The organism is Curtobacterium sp. MCPF17_051, assembly GCF_003234595.1.
Classification (GTDB): domain Bacteria; phylum Actinomycetota; class Actinomycetes; order Actinomycetales; family Microbacteriaceae; genus Curtobacterium; species Curtobacterium flaccumfaciens.
Map to the genome: position 1 here is coordinate 146,174 of NZ_QKSE01000006.1, position 15,200 is coordinate 161,373.

19 protein-coding genes, 1 tRNA gene and 1 riboswitch are annotated in these 15,200 nt (G+C 71.5%); of the genes, 10 read left to right on the forward strand and 10 right to left on the reverse strand.

The features are described 5' to 3' along the window. Positions 1-61: 61 nt before the first annotated feature. From DEJ35_RS06410 to DEJ35_RS06420, 3 genes are all read right to left on the reverse strand, one after another. The gene (locus DEJ35_RS06410; protein ID WP_111192304.1) at positions 62-937 is read right to left on the reverse strand and encodes an anti-sigma factor domain-containing protein; all 876 of its coding nucleotides are present in this window, start codon (positions 935-937) and stop codon (positions 62-64) included. Continuing rightward, positions 934-1,533, reverse strand: coding sequence for an ECF RNA polymerase sigma factor SigK (gene sigK, locus DEJ35_RS06415; protein ID WP_027466633.1), 600 nt, complete (start codon positions 1,531-1,533; stop codon positions 934-936). The genes DEJ35_RS06410 and sigK overlap by 4 nt, the downstream gene beginning before the upstream one ends. Positions 1,534-2,103: 570 nt before the next feature. Next, the gene (locus DEJ35_RS06420; RefSeq protein ID WP_027466634.1) at positions 2,104-2,733 is read right to left on the reverse strand and encodes a hypothetical protein; all 630 of its coding nucleotides are present in this window, start codon (positions 2,731-2,733) and stop codon (positions 2,104-2,106) included. 127 nt (positions 2,734-2,860) lie between these two features. Between DEJ35_RS06420 and DEJ35_RS17005 the strand changes: the two genes are divergently transcribed. Further along, complete coding sequence (locus DEJ35_RS17005; RefSeq protein WP_138801981.1) at positions 2,861-3,022, forward strand: DUF2207 domain-containing protein; 162 nt, start codon at positions 2,861-2,863, stop codon at positions 3,020-3,022. A gap of 54 nt (positions 3,023-3,076) precedes the next feature. Next, positions 3,077-3,149, forward strand: a tRNA-Lys gene (locus DEJ35_RS06425). A 22-nt stretch (positions 3,150-3,171) separates the two neighbouring features. Here the strand turns inward: DEJ35_RS06425 and DEJ35_RS06430 are convergent. Continuing rightward, positions 3,172-3,726: an SGNH/GDSL hydrolase family protein gene (locus DEJ35_RS06430; protein WP_181430167.1), complete on the reverse strand. Its 555-nt coding sequence runs from the start codon at positions 3,724-3,726 to the stop codon at positions 3,172-3,174. Positions 3,727-3,971: 245 nt separating this feature from the next. Between DEJ35_RS06430 and DEJ35_RS06435 the strand changes: the two genes are divergently transcribed. Both DEJ35_RS06435 and DEJ35_RS06440 read left to right on the forward strand, forming a co-directional pair. After that, entirely contained in the window at positions 3,972-4,682 is a 711-nt protein-coding gene (locus tag DEJ35_RS06435; protein WP_110861821.1) for an SGNH/GDSL hydrolase family protein, read from the forward strand. Positions 4,683-4,868: 186 nt separating this feature from the next. Continuing rightward, positions 4,869-5,189 carry a hypothetical protein gene (locus DEJ35_RS06440; RefSeq protein ID WP_110861823.1) on the forward strand — a complete coding sequence of 107 codons (321 nt, stop codon included), beginning with the start codon at positions 4,869-4,871 and terminating at the stop codon, positions 5,187-5,189. A gap of 88 nt (positions 5,190-5,277) precedes the next feature. On the opposite strand, the gene DEJ35_RS06445 is transcribed toward DEJ35_RS06440, so the two are convergent. Then, positions 5,278-6,210: an aldose 1-epimerase family protein gene (locus tag DEJ35_RS06445; RefSeq protein ID WP_110861825.1), complete on the reverse strand. Its 933-nt coding sequence runs from the start codon at positions 6,208-6,210 to the stop codon at positions 5,278-5,280. Then, positions 6,207-7,061: a DeoR/GlpR family DNA-binding transcription regulator gene (locus DEJ35_RS06450; RefSeq protein WP_110861827.1), complete on the reverse strand. Its 855-nt coding sequence runs from the start codon at positions 7,059-7,061 to the stop codon at positions 6,207-6,209. The genes DEJ35_RS06445 and DEJ35_RS06450 overlap by 4 nt, the downstream gene beginning before the upstream one ends. Positions 7,062-7,125: 64 nt before the next feature. On the opposite strand from DEJ35_RS06450, the gene galT reads away from it, so the two are divergent. After that, positions 7,126-8,223: a galactose-1-phosphate uridylyltransferase gene (gene galT, locus DEJ35_RS06455; RefSeq protein ID WP_111192306.1), complete on the forward strand. Its 1,098-nt coding sequence runs from the start codon at positions 7,126-7,128 to the stop codon at positions 8,221-8,223. After that, on the forward strand, positions 8,220-9,359 hold the full coding sequence (gene galK, locus DEJ35_RS06460; RefSeq protein WP_111124332.1) for a galactokinase: 1,140 nt from the start codon (positions 8,220-8,222) through the stop codon (positions 9,357-9,359). Before galT ends, galK begins: the two co-directional genes overlap by 4 nt. 111 nt (positions 9,360-9,470) lie before the next feature. Here the strand turns inward: galK and DEJ35_RS06465 are convergent, their stop codons facing one another. The 3 genes from DEJ35_RS06465 to glyA form a co-directional block, all read right to left on the reverse strand. Then, positions 9,471-9,920: a hypothetical protein gene (locus DEJ35_RS06465; protein ID WP_146244705.1), complete on the reverse strand. Its 450-nt coding sequence runs from the start codon at positions 9,918-9,920 to the stop codon at positions 9,471-9,473. Positions 9,921-10,053: 133 nt separating this feature from the next. Beyond that, entirely contained in the window at positions 10,054-10,989 is a 936-nt protein-coding gene (locus DEJ35_RS06470; protein WP_111091219.1) for a tetrahydrofolate dehydrogenase/cyclohydrolase catalytic domain-containing protein, read from the reverse strand. Beyond that, positions 10,986-12,263, reverse strand: a complete 1,278-nt coding sequence (gene glyA / locus DEJ35_RS06475; RefSeq protein WP_017888107.1) for a serine hydroxymethyltransferase — start codon at positions 12,261-12,263, stop codon at positions 10,986-10,988. The genes DEJ35_RS06470 and glyA overlap by 4 nt, the downstream gene beginning before the upstream one ends. A gap of 96 nt (positions 12,264-12,359) precedes the next feature. Further along, positions 12,360-12,444, reverse strand: a riboswitch (ZMP/ZTP riboswitch). A gap of 38 nt (positions 12,445-12,482) precedes the next feature. Between glyA and clpS the strand changes: the two genes are divergently transcribed. Further along, positions 12,483-12,788 (forward strand): ATP-dependent Clp protease adapter ClpS, encoded by a 306-nt coding sequence (gene clpS, locus DEJ35_RS06480; RefSeq protein WP_071245350.1) that lies wholly within the window; start codon positions 12,483-12,485, stop codon positions 12,786-12,788. Next, complete coding sequence (locus DEJ35_RS06485) at positions 12,785-13,258, forward strand: DUF2017 family protein (RefSeq protein ID WP_027466644.1); 474 nt, start codon at positions 12,785-12,787, stop codon at positions 13,256-13,258. The genes clpS and DEJ35_RS06485 overlap by 4 nt, the downstream gene beginning before the upstream one ends. 43 nt (positions 13,259-13,301) lie before the next feature. On the opposite strand, the gene DEJ35_RS06490 is transcribed toward DEJ35_RS06485, so the two are convergent. Further along, positions 13,302-14,174 carry an NAD(P)H-binding protein gene (locus DEJ35_RS06490; protein ID WP_111091218.1) on the reverse strand — a complete coding sequence of 291 codons (873 nt, stop codon included), beginning with the start codon at positions 14,172-14,174 and terminating at the stop codon, positions 13,302-13,304. Between the two features lie 74 nt (positions 14,175-14,248). Between DEJ35_RS06490 and DEJ35_RS06495 the strand changes: the two genes are divergently transcribed. Continuing rightward, positions 14,249-14,704 (forward strand): MarR family winged helix-turn-helix transcriptional regulator, encoded by a 456-nt coding sequence (locus tag DEJ35_RS06495; RefSeq protein ID WP_111032312.1) that lies wholly within the window; start codon positions 14,249-14,251, stop codon positions 14,702-14,704. Between the two features lie 56 nt (positions 14,705-14,760). Then, complete coding sequence (locus tag DEJ35_RS06500) at positions 14,761-15,195, forward strand: MarR family winged helix-turn-helix transcriptional regulator (RefSeq protein WP_220035396.1); 435 nt, start codon at positions 14,761-14,763, stop codon at positions 15,193-15,195. Positions 15,196-15,200 lie beyond the last annotated feature (5 nt).

The following is a 15,200-nucleotide window of genomic DNA, read 5'->3' on the forward strand; positions in this document are numbered from 1 at the left end:
GACTCGTGGAACGACGAAAGGTGCCTGCGCATCGACTGCACAGGCACCTTCCGGAAGTGGGTCAGGCGGTGGTGGTGGGCACCGCCATGATCGGCGGGGTGGTCGGCTGCTCGGAACCGCCCTCGGGCTCGACCGTCATGCCGATCGTCGCGCCCTCGGACATCGAGCCCTGCAGCACGGCGGAGTGCACACCGTCGGCCACACCGTCGACCAGGCCGGCCGACTTGATGGTGCCGCCCTGCTCCTCGGAGCCGATGTACCAGAGCTCGTACGTCTTGCCCTTCGGCGCCTGCTCGACGCCGTCGAGGATCACCGCGGACTTGCCGAGGTCGTTCGACCACACCACCGTCGCCGAACCCCCGCCCGCGACCTTGGTCGTGGTGCGCTGGAAGTCCGAGGCGGCGTAGATGCGGTCGAGGCCGCTCGAGGCCTGCGTGGTGCCGGTGCCGGAGCCGTTCGGGTCGAAGATCGATCCGACGCCGAGTCCGCCGAAGAAGACCGCGGCGACAGCAGCGGCGGCCGTCAACATGACCGCCGGACGCTGGAACCAGCGGCGGCGAGCCTCGGACGACGCCCGGCCACCGGCGGTGGGGCCGTCGGCGATCGAGGCGACGTGCCTGGCGGGCTCGGGACGGGCCTCCTGGACGGAGGTGGTCTCGGCGACCGGGGTCTGGTCGACCGTCGTGTCGGCGAGGGGTGCGGCCTGGGGGGTCGTGGCGATCTGGGCCAGCAGCGACGCCTTGAGCGACGCGGGGGGCTCGATCGGTGCGACGGCGTAGGCGAGCTGCAGCGCGGTCTCGCGCAGCGAGTCGTTCTCGGCCTGCAGCTCGGGAGACGTCCGGAGGGCGTCCTCGAGGAGCGCGCGCTCGTCGTCGGACAGCGCGTCGAGGGCATGGGAACCCGTCATCAGTGCGGGGTCGTCGTGGCGTTCGGTCATGAGGTCACCCCCATCTCGTCTCGGAGTCGGATCATCCCGTCACGGAGACGGGTCTTGACGGTGCCGATGGGGACACCGAGGTGTTCGGCCATCTCGCTGTGCGAGTAGCCGCCGTAGTACGCGAGTTGCACGGCCTGCCGCTGGAACTCGGTGAGCTTCGCCAGCGCTCGGCCGACGCGCTCGTGCTCGATGCGGATCTCGACGGACTCGGAGACCTGGTCGAAACCGGCCTCGAGGTCGCGGATGCCGATCTTGGTGTCGCGGTCGTGCGACGACTGCGAGGCACGGACCCGGTCGACCGCCCGGCGATGAGCCATGGTGAGGACCCAGCTGGCGGCGGTGCCGCGCTTCCGGTCGAAGCGGGTGGCCTGCTGCCAGACCTCCAGGAAGACCTCCTGCGTGACCTCTTCCGACTGCGCGCGGTCCCGGAGGAGGCGCGTGATCAGACCGAGGACCCGACCGGAGAGTGCGTCGTAGAGGTCCGCGAAGGCGGCTTGGTCACCGGCGGCGACCCGGGCGAGGAGGTCGTCCGGCGATGCCTGAGCTGGCTCTGACGAGCTCCAGCGTTCGGTGTCGCTATCCACGAGGGCAAGCATTGCAGGTTTCCCTCCTCTCGGTTGCTTTCGTTGACCAGGCGGGTAGCGCGAAGCCTCCGCATGGGCGGTCGAGACGAGGGGCCGGCGTGACCCACAGGGAATTGACCGGCGGTGCCGGTCCGGGTCACACCGGGCCTCTCGCTTCGTGACGGGCATTCCGTCCGTCACGCAGATGATTCGGCGCGGTCCCCGCTGTGGATTGGATGAGGGTCGGGATTTCTCGGCGGGGTGGGCGCGGCCTGCCTTCGCAGGGGTGCGCGCTGGCACGCCCGGGGCCGGTTCTGTCCACCATGAGTGAACAGGGTCGAGTGATCAGCCAGCGTCTCGTAGACTTGATCTCGCCGGGCCGCAGCAAGCCCCGGGCTCCAAAATTCGCCGCTTCGAGCGGCCTCGCGCCGAGAGGCGCTTCTGCGGCCCGGTCTTTCCATGCCCGGGTGCGTTCCGGTCTTCTGCTGCGCGGCCCTGGCCTGGCGCGTCATCGCGCTGCTGCGCGGCCCTGGCCCGGAGCGTCATCGCGCTGGTGCGCGGCCCTGGCCTGGAGGCCCGGTGCGGGTCCGTCCCGCAGCGCGCTCAGTCCAGGCTGTCGCGGCGCCAGAGCGCCGCCGCCTCGGTCAGATCGGCCGCCAGCTCCGTCAGGCGGAGCGCCCGCGTCGTGAGTTCGCTCGCGCGCTCGGACGCGACCAGGTCCGACTCGTCCGCCACGGCGGTCGCGCCGGCAGCGGTCAGACGGCAGAACGACGCCCCGCGGTCGAGTGCCACCGCGAGGTCGCCCGTGTACAGGCCGTGCAGGATGCGGTCGGCGAGCGTCAGGATCTCGGCCGGGCCCGTCGGTTCCTCGGCGCCCGCGACCGCCTGGTCGATCGTGCCGATCTGCGCGGTGCCCCGCTCGAACAGGTACGCGATCTCCTCCGGGTTCTGCCGGATGACGATGCGCACCAGGTACACCCGCCAGAGCGCCCCCGGCAGGGTGTGCGCGCCGACCCGTGCCCACAGCTCCGCGATGGCGTCGATGCCGTGCACGTCGGTGTAGGTGACGAGCCGCTCGACCACGGCGGGGTCCGGGTCCTCGCGCACCCGGTGCAGCAGTGCGTTCGCGGTCTCGTGCGCGACACGGTTCACCAGCGCCGGGTCCTCACCGCCCTGGATGGCGGCGAACTCGGCGTCGGTGAAGTGGACGGGACGGTGGTGATCGCGAGGCACCGCAGCAGTGTAGGCGCGGCCGGTGACACGCCCGCGTCCCGTTCGCCCAGAACGCAACGGCTGCGCCACGCGTACCGTGTTGCGGCAGGGAGGCGCTCCTCCCTGCACGTGAAGGAGAGGATCATCCATGAACGCCCTGCTCATCATCCTGGCTGTGATCGCAGTCATCCTGCTGTTCGTCGGCGGGTTCGCCGCGAGCCTGAAGTTCCTGCTCTGGGTGGGCATCGTGCTGCTGGTCATCGCGGTCATCGCGTGGCTGCTGCGCTCGCTCACCGGACGTCGGGGCTGACCCGGACCGACGGTTCCGCTCCTTCAGGCCCTCACCCGCTAGCCTTGCGGGTGAGGGCCTCTAGCTCAGTTGGTAGAGCACCGGACTTTTAATCCGAGGGTCGTGGGTTCGAGCCCCACGGGGCCCACACCCTCCTGAACCCCGGCGTGTCAGGCAGACGCCCCACCGGCGGCGATGCGGATGGCGGTGGACAGGATGGCCCCGGCGGTGGTGCCGGTCGCGACCGTCGGGTGGACGCCGTCGGCGTCAGCCGCACCGGACGCGTAGGTGCCGTCGAGGCGCCGGACCGGGAACCAGGGGTCGACGAGCAGCCACCCACGATCGGCGGTGAACCGGGCGAGGTCGCGGTTGTGGGCGAACCCGCCGGCGGCACGGTCGATGTGGTCGGCGCCGTAGTCGGTGAGGTTGGACGGTGCGACCTGCCCGATGACGACGTGGTCGGCGCCGACGACCTCGACGATCGCGGCGATGTTGTCGCGGATGGTCGACCGACCCACGCCGAGGCGGATGTCGTTGGTCCCCACCATGACGACGAGGACGTCAGCGTCGACGGGGGCCACGGCGTTCCGCACCGCCGCCGACGTCGCGCCGCTGATGCCGACACCGCTGACGAGCCGCAGATCGGTCCCGGTCAGGAACCTGGTCCAGGAGAACGAGTTCTCGGGGTTCGTGATGCTGTCGCCGGCATAGGTGACGGTCGTCACGGGAGCTCCCAGGGTCGGTTTCGGTCGCGGGTGTCCAGCCAACCACGCCCAGTCCAGCGCTCCGCGTGCCGCCAGCGGTGTTCGCGGACACTCCTCACCGGTCAGCCGCGGTGCGGATCGGGCCGCGTAGAATCCCGGCCGTGGCCCGACGAACCGACGGCGGATGGCCGGACGGTCCCCGTTCGCTGCTGCTCAGACGACGACGCCGGAGGCGACGCCTGTTACCGGCTGTCGCCCTCGGCGCGATGAGCCTCGGCGTCGCCGGGTTCCTCGTCATGCTCCCGGCGGTGTCCGACGCGTGCCAGCCGGAGCCGGGAGCACCGACCGTGTCGGCGAGCGAGGCGGCGTCGGCGATCGCCACCGGCTCGGACGTGCTCATCGTCGGCGACTCGTACACGGCCGGGCGTGGCTCGTACGACGGCATGCACGGTTGGGCGCAGGACCTCGTCGCGGAACGCGGCTGGGACGCCACCATCGACGGCGTGCCCGGGAGCGGCTACGTGAACACCGGGAGGTCGCACTCCTCCGCACGGACCTACATCGCGCGGATCGAGCGGCATGCGTCCCTCGACCCCGAGCTGGTCATCGTGCAGGGCAGCCAGAACGACTGGCTCGTCGATGCCACGACCCTCGAGACCCGCGTCGAGCAGACCCTGCGGACCGCGGAGCGACAGTGGCCGGACGCGGTCGTGGTCGCGATCGGCCCCTCGGCACCGCAGCCCCGCGCGAAGACCACCGTCGCCATCTCGGCGGCGGTCGCCGCCGGCGCACGAGACGCCCGGGTGCCGTTCATCGACGCGATCGACCGGCAGTGGTTCACGTCGAGCAACAGTGCGAGCTACGCGGCGGGCGACGGGCAGCACCTCAACGACGACGGGTACCGCTACCTGGCCGACAGGATCGACGGGGCGCTCGAAGAACTCACCAGGGCCGCGCCGAGCGAACGCTGCTCCTGACGACGTGACCGGGCACCGTGGGCGGCGGCACCGGGGTACAAGTCGTCCCCAGCCGGCTCATGGCGGATCCCCTGCACAGCCCAGCCCGCCCTCAGCGGATTGTTGGCATACCGCCGATAGTGTCGTTCCCGGATCCGATCGACGGATCCTGCAACACCGCACCACCACGAACGAACGGGGTACACCGTGATCGAGCCCATCGACGCCACGCAGACCAGCACCACCGGTGACGCGCGCCGCATCGTCGAGCTCGCAGCAGCGACCAACACGACGATGAGCAACGAGCTCCTGCTCGACACGCTCCGCCGCAACGCCCAGGTCACTACTCGCCACATCCGCAAGGACTTCATCGAGGTCGCGACGGCCACCGCTGTGCTCGGCTACGTCTGCCGGCAGCGCAAGGACTTCATCGCGCTCCGTGGCGACGACCCGGCGTGGGCGCACGAGGTCGGCCGGTACGCGACCGAGTCCCTCGCGGTCGAGGCGCTCCGGATGCGCCGCGGCTGACGCCCGGCTTCCGACACACACAACGAAGGCCCCGCCGGACACCCGGCGGGGCCTTCGTCGTGTCAGCGGTGCGAGCCGACCGGAGTCCTCAGGACCAGACGCGGCGGATCCCCCACGAACCGGTCCAGGTCTCGTCCGGCTCGAGCCAGCGCAGACCCTCGCCCGAGTTCAGGGCGTTCGCGGGCGCCGTCATCGGTTCGACCGCGACGGCCAGGCCCTTCCCGTCGCCCCGCGGGTACTCGCGCGACGTGAAGACCTGCACGTAGGGGAACGAGGCGTCCTGCCAGAGCTCGACCCCGTCACCCTCGGGCCCGTGCATCGTCGTGCGGCGGATCCCCTCGGCGTCTGGGGTGACGTCCTTGTACGCGGTGTCGAGGTCCGAGTCCCCGGCACGCCGCCCCTGGCGCAGGTCGTACGGCGTGCCCTCGACCGGCACCGAACCGTTCGGCACCTTCTGCTCGTCGACCGTGAACGCGGTCGCGGCGTCGAGCGTGACGACCAGGTCGTCGGCGGGGGTGTCACCGGCACGCAGGTAGGGGTGCGCGCCGACCGCGAAGGGTGCGCGGACACCCGAACGGTTCGTGACCTCGTGCGTGACGCGGATGCCGTCGTCGACGAGTTCGTGCAGCACGCGCGTCTCGAGGGTGAAGGGCCACCCGTGCTGCGGGTGGATCGTCGCCGCTTGCTGGATCGACGTCTCGGTCTGCGAGACCACCCGGTACGGAGCGAACCGGAGCAGTCCGTGCGACGCGTTGCCGTACTTCGGCTCCGAGACGTCGAGCTGCTGCCGCTTGCCGTCGAGCTCCCACGCAGCGCCGGCGACGCGGTTCGGCCAGGGTGCGAGGACGATACCGTTCGCGCCCGGCGGCTGCTCGGTCACGGGGAACGGCTCGGTGATGTCGAAGCCGGCGACGCGGAGTTCGCGGATGCCCGCGGCGACCTCGGTGACCACGGCTTCGACGACCCCGTCGGGTCCGGCGTGGTGGAGGCGGTACTGGCCACCCGTGGGTGCTGCGGTCATGGGGCGTTCTTCCTTCCGGCTGGTTCGGTGCGACGCTCGCCGTCGGCGACGATCACCTGGGCCCCGGCCGCCCGGATCGCGGCGACCGCGGCGGCATCGGCCTCGGCGGTGACGACGACGTCGATGTCCTCGAGCGCGCGGACGACCCCGATGTGGGCCCGGCCGAACTTCGACCCGTCCGCGACCACGACCGTACGCCGGGCCGTCGCCGCGAGCATCCGCTTTGCTTCGGTCTCGGGCAGGTTTACGTTCGTCAGCCCGTGGTCGACGTCGAGTCCGGTGCCGCCGAGGAAGACGAGGTCGGCGGCGATCATCGGCAGGACCGCGCCGTTGAAGGGGGCGACGAGTGAGTGCTGCAGGGGCCGGAGGGTGCCGCCGGTGACGATCACGGTGAAGCGCGGGACAGCTCGCTCGAGCGCGAGCGCCGTGGTGAGGGAGTTCGTGACGACGGTGACGCCGGTGAGTTCGGTGCGCGCCACGAGGGCCTCGGCGACGGCGGCCGGCGTGGTGCCGACGTCGAGGACGACGCACTCCCCCGGGCGCACCAGCGCGGCGGCCGCACGGCCGATGGCCGCCTTGGCCACCTGGTGCTCGACGGCGGTCTCCTCGAAGGGGCGCTCGGTGGACCCGGCCCCGAGGCGGACGGCGCCCCCGTGCACCCGGCGGATCCGGGCCTCCTGGTCGAGGACGGCGAGGTCTTGGCGGACGGTCACCTCGCTGGTGCCGAGGGACGCGGCCAACGCGGCCGTCCGGACCATGCCCGGGGCGCCGTCGACGATCGCGACGATGCGGTCCTGCCGCAGGGGCGCGGGCAGCGCGCCGGCGAGGAACGAGAGGTCGGCGTCCGTCATGGGGACAGTTTCGCCTGCTTCCGATGTCTTTCGCAACGCTTCAGTCGAGCGCTAGGCTGTCCCGGTGATCACCAAGCGCGTGACGAAGCTCGCGGACGGCCGCGACCTCTTCTACTTCGACGACGCCGACTCGACGCTGCCAGCAGAACGCAGCATCGACGGGCGCGTGCTCGACCCGCGGCCCGAGACGGCGCGGATGCGGCAGGACGTCCTGACGGGCGAATGGGTGTCGATCGCGGCGTCCCGGCAGAACCGGGTGTTCCTGCCGCCGGCCGACCAGGACCCGCTCGCACCCCAGAGCCCGGCCAACCCGTCCGAGATCCCGAGCCGCTACGACGTCGCGGTGTTCGAGAACCGCTCGCCGTCGTTCGGCCCGCTGCTCGAAGCCGACGACGCCCCCGAGTCACTCGAGTCCCTGAGCGAGGTCGGCCTGAACCGCCAGCTCCGCTCGGTCGGCCGGTGCGAGGTCGTGTGCTTCTCGCCCGAGACCTCAGGGTCCTTCGCCTCCATCTCGGAGTCGCGCGCCCGCACCGTCGTCGAAGCCTGGGCCGACCGCACCGCCGCGCTCTCCGCGATGCCGGGCATCCAGCAGGTGTTCCCCTTCGAGAACCGGGGCGAGGCGATCGGCGTCACGCTGCACCACCCGCACGGGCAGATCTACTCGTACCCGTACATCACCCCGCGCACGCAGCGACTGCTCGCGAGCATCGAACGGTTCGGCCCGGACCTGTTCGAGCAGCACCTCGCGAACGAGCGGGGTTCCGAGCGGGTCGTCCTCGCTGGCGAGCACTTCACCGCCTTCGTCCCGTTCGCCGCGCGCTGGCCGATCGAGATCCACATGCTGCCGCACCGCCACGTCCCCGACTTCGCCGGCCTGACCGACGCCGAGAAGGACGAGCTCGCGCACATGCACCTCCGGCTCACCCGCGGGCTCGACGCGCTCTACGGCGACCCGACGCCGTACATCGCCGCGTGGCACCAGGCACCGGTGCACACCGCCCGCGACACCGTGCGGCTGATGCTGCAGATCACCTCGCCGCGACGTGCGGCGGACAAGTTGAAGTTCCTGGCCGGCAGCGAAGCCGCCATGGGCGCCTGGATCGGGGACCTCGTGCCCGAGAAGGCGGCCGAGTTCATCCGACAGGGAGTCGAGCGCGCATGACGTTCCAGCAGGTCTACGGGTACGAGCCGACGGTGCGGTACTCCGCCCCGGGTCGCGTCAACCTGATCGGTGAGCACACCGACTACAACGACGGCTACGTGCTGCCCTTCGCGATCGACCGTCGCACCACCGCCTCCATCGCGCAGCGCGACGACCGGACGATCCGCGTCGCCTCCGCCTTCGACGCCACGAGCGAGCCGGTGGCGCTGTCCCTCGATGACCTGTCGCCCGAGGCCATGGACGGCTGGTCGGCGTACGTGTTCGGCATCGCCTGGGCCCTGCGTGAGCAGGCCGGTGCCGATCTGAGCGACAAGACCGGGTTCGACGTCTTCATCGAGTCAGACGTACCGGTCGGTGCGGGCCTGTCGTCGAGTGCCGCGATCGAGTGCGGTGTCGCGCTGGCGTTCAACGACCTGTGGGAACTCGGCCTCGACCGGAAGACCCTGGCGCGCGTCGGGCAGTACTCCGAGAACCACGCCGTCGGTGCCCCCACCGGGATCATGGACCAGTCCGCCTCGCTGCTCGGCGAGCAGGACGCCGTCGTGTTCCTCGACTGCCGCACGCTCGACACCGCCGTCGTCGACCTGGCGCTCGAGGCGAACGGGCTCGAGGTCCTGGTGATCGACACCCGTGTCGAGCACGCCCACGCGACCGGTGGCTACGCGGCTCGTCGGGCCTCGTGCGAGAAGGGTGCGCAGGTGCTCGGTGTCGAGGCCCTGCGTGACGTCAGCGTCGACGACCTACCCCGCGCGCAGGAGCTCCTGGACGACGAGACCTTCCGCCGCGTTCGGCACATCGTGACCGAGGACCAGCGTGTTCTCGACACCGTCCGCACCTTGCGCGAACAGGGCCCACGGGCGATCGGTTCGCTGCTCGTCGCGTCGCACGAGTCGATGCGCGACGACTTCGAGATCTCCGTGCCGGAGCTCGACCTGGCCGTCGCGACGGCGGTCGGGCACGGTGCCGTCGGTGCCCGCATGACCGGGGGCGGATTCGGCGGTGCGGCGATCGCGCTCGTCGACCAGGAGTCCCGCGGTGCGATCACCGCGGCCGTCATCGAGGCCTTCGCCGAGGCCGGGTACCGCGAGCCGAACGTGTTCACGGTGCACGCCGCGCAGGGCGCCCGGCGCGACTGACGGCCCTCGGCCGCTCGACGTTTCGCGCTCAGCGACAGTTCACGCGGCGATCAGCCCGTGGACTGTCGCTCGGCGCGAAAGAACGGCAGCGCCCGCCGCGCGCCCGCCTACTCAGCCGGAGTAGTCCGCGTACCCGACGCGCTCGACGACGTTTCCGAGCACGAACGGGTGCGTCCGACCGTGTTCCACGGCCCACTCCACCCACGCGGTCTGTGCCGGCATGAGCAGCCACACCAGGGCGGTGGTCCCGAGCACGGCGGCCAGGGTCAGGCCCATCACGGTGTGCTCGTCGAACCGGGCTGCACCTCGCCGGGCGATCGCGACGACGAACCCGACGACCGCGAACCCCACTGTCGCGAGCGCCCATCCGAACCAGGGGCCCGACGTGAACGTGTACTCCTGGCCGGCGTGCACGAAGGTCGTCGCCCAGCTCGAACCCGGTGCCTGGAACAGCACGCAGATCGCCACGATGACGATCAGCCACCGGGCGTCCTTGGTCAGTTGCGACGGCTCGGACCGGGCTCGCATCACCGGCGTTGTCTGCAGTCGTTCATCCCCCATGCCGCGACCGTAGCACCGGCGGAGTGCGCTTCGTGTGCAGCAATGGTCGGGTGCGACGACGGCACCCGACCATCGCTGCACACCATCAGCACGCGACCAGCACGCGAGCGCAGGCAGCGCGCGACCCCGCGCGCTACGACAGCTGGCGCTCGGCGGCCTCGACGACGTTCTTCATGAGCATCGCGCGGGTCATCGGCCCGACACCACCGGGAGTCGGCGACAGGAAGCCCGCGACCGATGCGACCGCGGGGTCGACGTCGCCGTGCAGCTTCGCCTTGCCGGTCTCCTCGTTGACGACGCGGGTGATCCCCACGTCGATGACGGCGGCACCGGGCTGCACCCAGTCGGGCTTGACGAGCCCGGCGACCCCGGCCGCGGCGACGATGATGTCGGCACGACGGCACTCCGCGGCGACGTCGGCGGTCAGCGAGTGCGTCAGGGTCGCGGTCGCCTCGAGCCGCGTGAGCAGCAGACCGAGCGGCCGCCCGACGGTCAGCCCCTGGCCGATGATCGTGACGTGCGCACCACGGATCGGGATCTCGTACGCGTCGAGCATCGCGACGATGCCCCGGGGGGTGCACGGCAGCGGTGCGTCGATCGTGCCGGCACCACCGGGCACGGCGAGCACCAGCTCGCCGAGGTTCGTCGGGTGCAGGCCGTCGGCGTCCTTCGCCGGGTCCATCAGCTCGAGCATCGGCGTCGGGTCGATGCCCTGCGGCAGCGGGAGCTGCACGATGAACGCGGTGACCCGGGGGTCGTCGTTCATCTGCAGGATCGCGGCCCGGATGTCGGCAGCGGACGCCGTCTCGGGCAGGTCGATGCGGTGCGAGTCGAGCCCGATCGACGCCGAGTCGCGGTGCTTGCCCGCGACGTAGGACATCGAGCCGGGGTTCGAACCGACCATGATCGTGCCGAGGCCCGGACGGATGCCGTGCTCGTGCAGGCGGTCGATCCGGCCCCGGAGTTCGTCGAGCGTCCGGGCGGCGAGGGCCGTGCCGTCGATGCGGACGGCACTCCCTTCACCGGCCCAGAGCTCGCGCGGGAGCGCCGCGCTGACCGAACCGCTCACGCGTAGAGCGGGAACGCGTCGGTCAGGACCTTCACGCGGGCCGAGAGCGCTGCGACGTCCGGGTTCGGCATGAGGGTCAGCGCGATGATGTCGGCCACCTCGGTGAACTCGGCGTCGCCGAAGCCGCGGGTCGCCAGCGCCGAGGTGCCGATGCGGACACCCGAGGTGACCATCGGCGGGCGCGGGTCGAACGGCACGGAGTTGCGGTTCACGGTGATGCCGACCTCGTGCAGCAGGTCTTCGGCCTGCTTGCCGTCGACCTCGGACGCGCGCAGGTCGACGAGCACCAGGTGCACGTCGGTGCCGCCGGTGAGCACGTCGATTCCCGCGGCCTTGGCGTCGTCGGCGGTCAGGCGGGCGGCGAGGGCCTGGGCGCCACGGATCGTGCGCTCCTGACGGTCCTTGAACTCCGGGGTGCCGGCGAGCAGGAACGCGGTGGCCTTCGCGGCGATCACGTGCATGAGCGGGCCGCCCTGCTGGCCCGGGAAGACCGCGGAGTTCAGCTTCTTGAACAGGGTCTCGTCGTTCGACAGGATGATGCCCGAGCGGGGGCCACCCAGGGTCTTGTGGACCGTCGACGAGACGACGTGGGCGTGCGGGACCGGCGACGGGTGCAGACCGGCGGCGACGAGGCCGGCGAAGTGCGCCATGTCGACCCAGAGCTTCGCGCCGACCTCGTCCGCGATCTCGCGGAACTTCGCGAAGTCGAGCTGGCGGGGGTACGCGGACCAACCGGCGATCAGGACCTTCGGCTGGTGCTCGATGGCCTTGGCGCGGATGTCGTCGTAGTCGACCTCGAACGTCTCGGGGTCGACGCCGTACGCCACGGCGTTGTAGATGCGGCCGGAGAAGTTGAGCTTCATGCCGTGGGTCAGGTGACCGCCGTGGGCGAGCTCGAGGCCGAGGATGGTGTCGCCGGCCGAGGCGATGGCGTGCAGGACAGCAGCGTTGGCCGTGGCACCGGAGTGCGGCTGCACGTTCGCGTACTCGGCACCGAAGAGCGCCTTGGCACGGTCGATGGCGAGCTGCTCGGCGACGTCGACGTACTCGCAGCCGCCGTAGTAGCGCTTGCCCGGGTAGCCCTCGGCGTACTTGTTGGTGAGCACGGAGCCCTGCGACTCGAGCACGGCGCGCGGCACGAAGTTCTCGGACGCGATCATCTCGAGGGTGTCGCGCTGGCGGCCGAGCTCCTGCTGCAGGACGGCGGCGATCTCGGGGTCGACCTCGGTGAGCGGGGCGTTGAACGCGGCGCGGGCGGCGGCCTGCTCGGCCACCTCGGCCGAGTCGGAGACGAACGGGGGCAGATCGGCAATGGACACGGGACTCCTACGGTGTGCGGACGACCAGCTGGTCGCACTCGGACGGTCGGTCGGTGCAGCCCAGGCGTACGGCCGCGCACCGTGTCTTTGTCGCTCCCCGATGGTGACCCATCCAACGCCAGTCGCGACCTGACGATCGTACCGAGCGACCCCGCCCTGTGTCACCCTGGATGCATGACGCTGCTCTCGCCCGACGTGGACGAACGGACCACCACGGACGAACGGACCAGCGCGCGGGCGGACACCCCGTGGGTCACGGTGGTGTGGGACGACCCGGTGAACCTGATGTCGTACGTCACCTACGTCTTCCAGCGGCACTTCGGGTTCTCACGCGAGCAGGCCGAGCGACTCATGCACCAGGTGAACGACGACGGTCGGGCGATCGTGGCGTCGGGCCCGCGCGAATCGATGGAGGCCCACGTGCAGTCCATGCACGGCTACGGGCTGCAGGCGACCGTCGACAAGGCCCCCGAAGCGTGATCCCGTTCGTCCGCCGCGCCGACGGCGTCCACCTCGGCCTGTCCTCCGGCGAGCGCGACCTGCTCGCCTCGCTCACCGAACAGCTGCGGCAGGTGCTCGGTGGCGACCTGTCCACCGACCCGATCAGCGAGCGGATGTTCCCGGACGCCTACCCGGGTGACGACGAGGCGAGCGCGGAGTTCCGGAAGTACACGCAGTCCGATCTGCTCACGCAGAAGACGACGAACGCCTCGATCGTGCACGACTGGCTGACGGGCACCCGCGACGGTTCGCTCGACGCCGAGGACGAGCAGGCGTGGCTCCGCACCCTCACGGACCTGCGGCTGACGATCGCCGACCGGTTGGGCATCGAGGACGCCGACGACGAGGAGCGCTCCGTCGAGGCCGACGCGGGCGTCGGCCTGCGCGACGTCTACGACTGGCTCGGCTACGTGCAGGAGCACCTGGTCGTCACGCTCACGTCGCGCTGACTGCCCACGGCCTGGAGGCCCGGATCACCTCCCGCGCGACGAATCACCCCAGCAGGTCGTCGCGGTGGGCTCGCGCCCAGTCGGCCAGGCTCCGGGGTGCGGTGCCGGTGATGCGCAGGACGTCGTCGCTCATCACGTCGACGCCGTCGAGGCCGCGGCGGACGACCCGGCCGAACTGCTGTCGGAGCCCCTCGGCCTGCCAGGCGGGCACCCCGCTCAGGCGCAGCACACCGGCGTAGACACGGCTCGGCAGGTGCAGGGCGCGCACGGGTCGGCCGAGCCCTGCGGTGAGCGCGGCGGCGACACCCCGCGCGTCGAGCAGGTCCGGCCCGGTGAGCACCGGTTCGGTGCCGTCGTGGCCGTCCTCCGTCAACACCCGGGCGGCGGTCCGGGCGATGTCCTCGGTGTCGATCCAGCCGATCACCCCGCTGCCCGTGGTGTGCGGGAACCACCCCCGTCGGATCGCGGGCGCCGAGGGCTGCACGTTCGTCATGAACGACGAGGGGTGCAGGATCGTCCACGCCAGCCCGCTCTCGCGCACCAGCCGGTCGATGTGCCAGGCGGCGCTCGCCCACGACATCGGGGAGTGCTCGGCGGCGTCCCCGCCCGACAGCTGCACGATCCGGCCGACCCCGGCCCGCTGCGCCGCACGGACCCCGGTGGTGCCCTGCTCGCGCTGCCGCTGGCTGACCGGCGTCACGAGGAAGAACCGGTCGACCCCGTCGAGCGCCGCGGTGAGTGCGTCCTCGTCGTCCAGGTCGGCCAGGCGGCCGTCGATGCCCCGCGTCCGGAGCGCGTCGACCTGTTCAGGTCGTCGGACCACAGCTCGCACCGTCACCCCTGCCGCCCGCAGCAGGTCCGCCGTCTTGCCCCCGACGTCCCCGGTCACGCCGGTGACCGCCACGATCTCGCCCATGTCTGCTCCTGTCCGACCGACCCGTTCTGGTATCAGTTTCCTGATACCAGAATGTACGCCGGTACGATCGCCCCGTGCCCCAGGAACTCCCAGCCCCGCGCGACGACGTCGACGGCATCGTGGCGTGGACGGTGATCCGGGCCGCACGGACGCTCTCCCGCCGACTCGCGGCCGAGCTGGCGCCGCTCGGGTTGACGCCCGTCGAGTTCGGGGCGCTCATCCAGCTCGCGGCGGCCGGCGAACTCAGCCAGGCCGACCTGGCGCGGGCGGTCGGCGTCCGGCCGCAGAGCATGACGACGCTCGTCGGGGGGCTCTCGACGCGGGGACTCGTGGAGCGGGGCGCCGCACCGGGCCGGGGACGGGCCTCCCGGATGCGGCTGACCGACCAGGGCGAGGCGCTGCTGGCACGCGCGCACCCGATCGTCCGGGCGAGCAACGCGTGGTTCGGCGACGGTGCGGAACCGATCTCGGCGACCCTGCTCCCGCTGCTCGAGCCGGACGCCGGCGACGACGGTTCCGCCGTTCCCTGAACGATATCGGAAGGCAACCTTGCAAGGTGGGCTGGTGAAGGACTAGCCTCCGGGGCGTGACCGACGCACCGGAGACCGACCCGACCGACCTGGCCGACGCCGTCCTGACGATGCACGGACGGCTGCGGCGCTCGTTGCTGGCTTCGAAGTCGGACGACGTCACGGCGTCGCAGACCGCCGCCCTCGGACGCCTGCTGCGGCACGGGCCGGCCACCATCGCCGACCTGGCGCGAGCCGAGGGTGTCCGACCGCAGTCGATGGGCGCGACCGTCCAGGCCCTGGTCGACCTCGGCCTGGCCGTGCGGCAGGCCGACCCGACGGACGGCCGGCGGTCGATCGTCAGCGCGACGGCGGCCGGCCGGGACGCACGCCAGGCCGCCTGGGCCGCGCGGAACCACGAGCTCGCCGAGCGGCTCGCGACCCTGCCCGAGGCGGACCGCCGCGTCGTCGCGCGGGCGATGGACCTGCTCGGGCCGATCGTCGATCCCTGACCCGC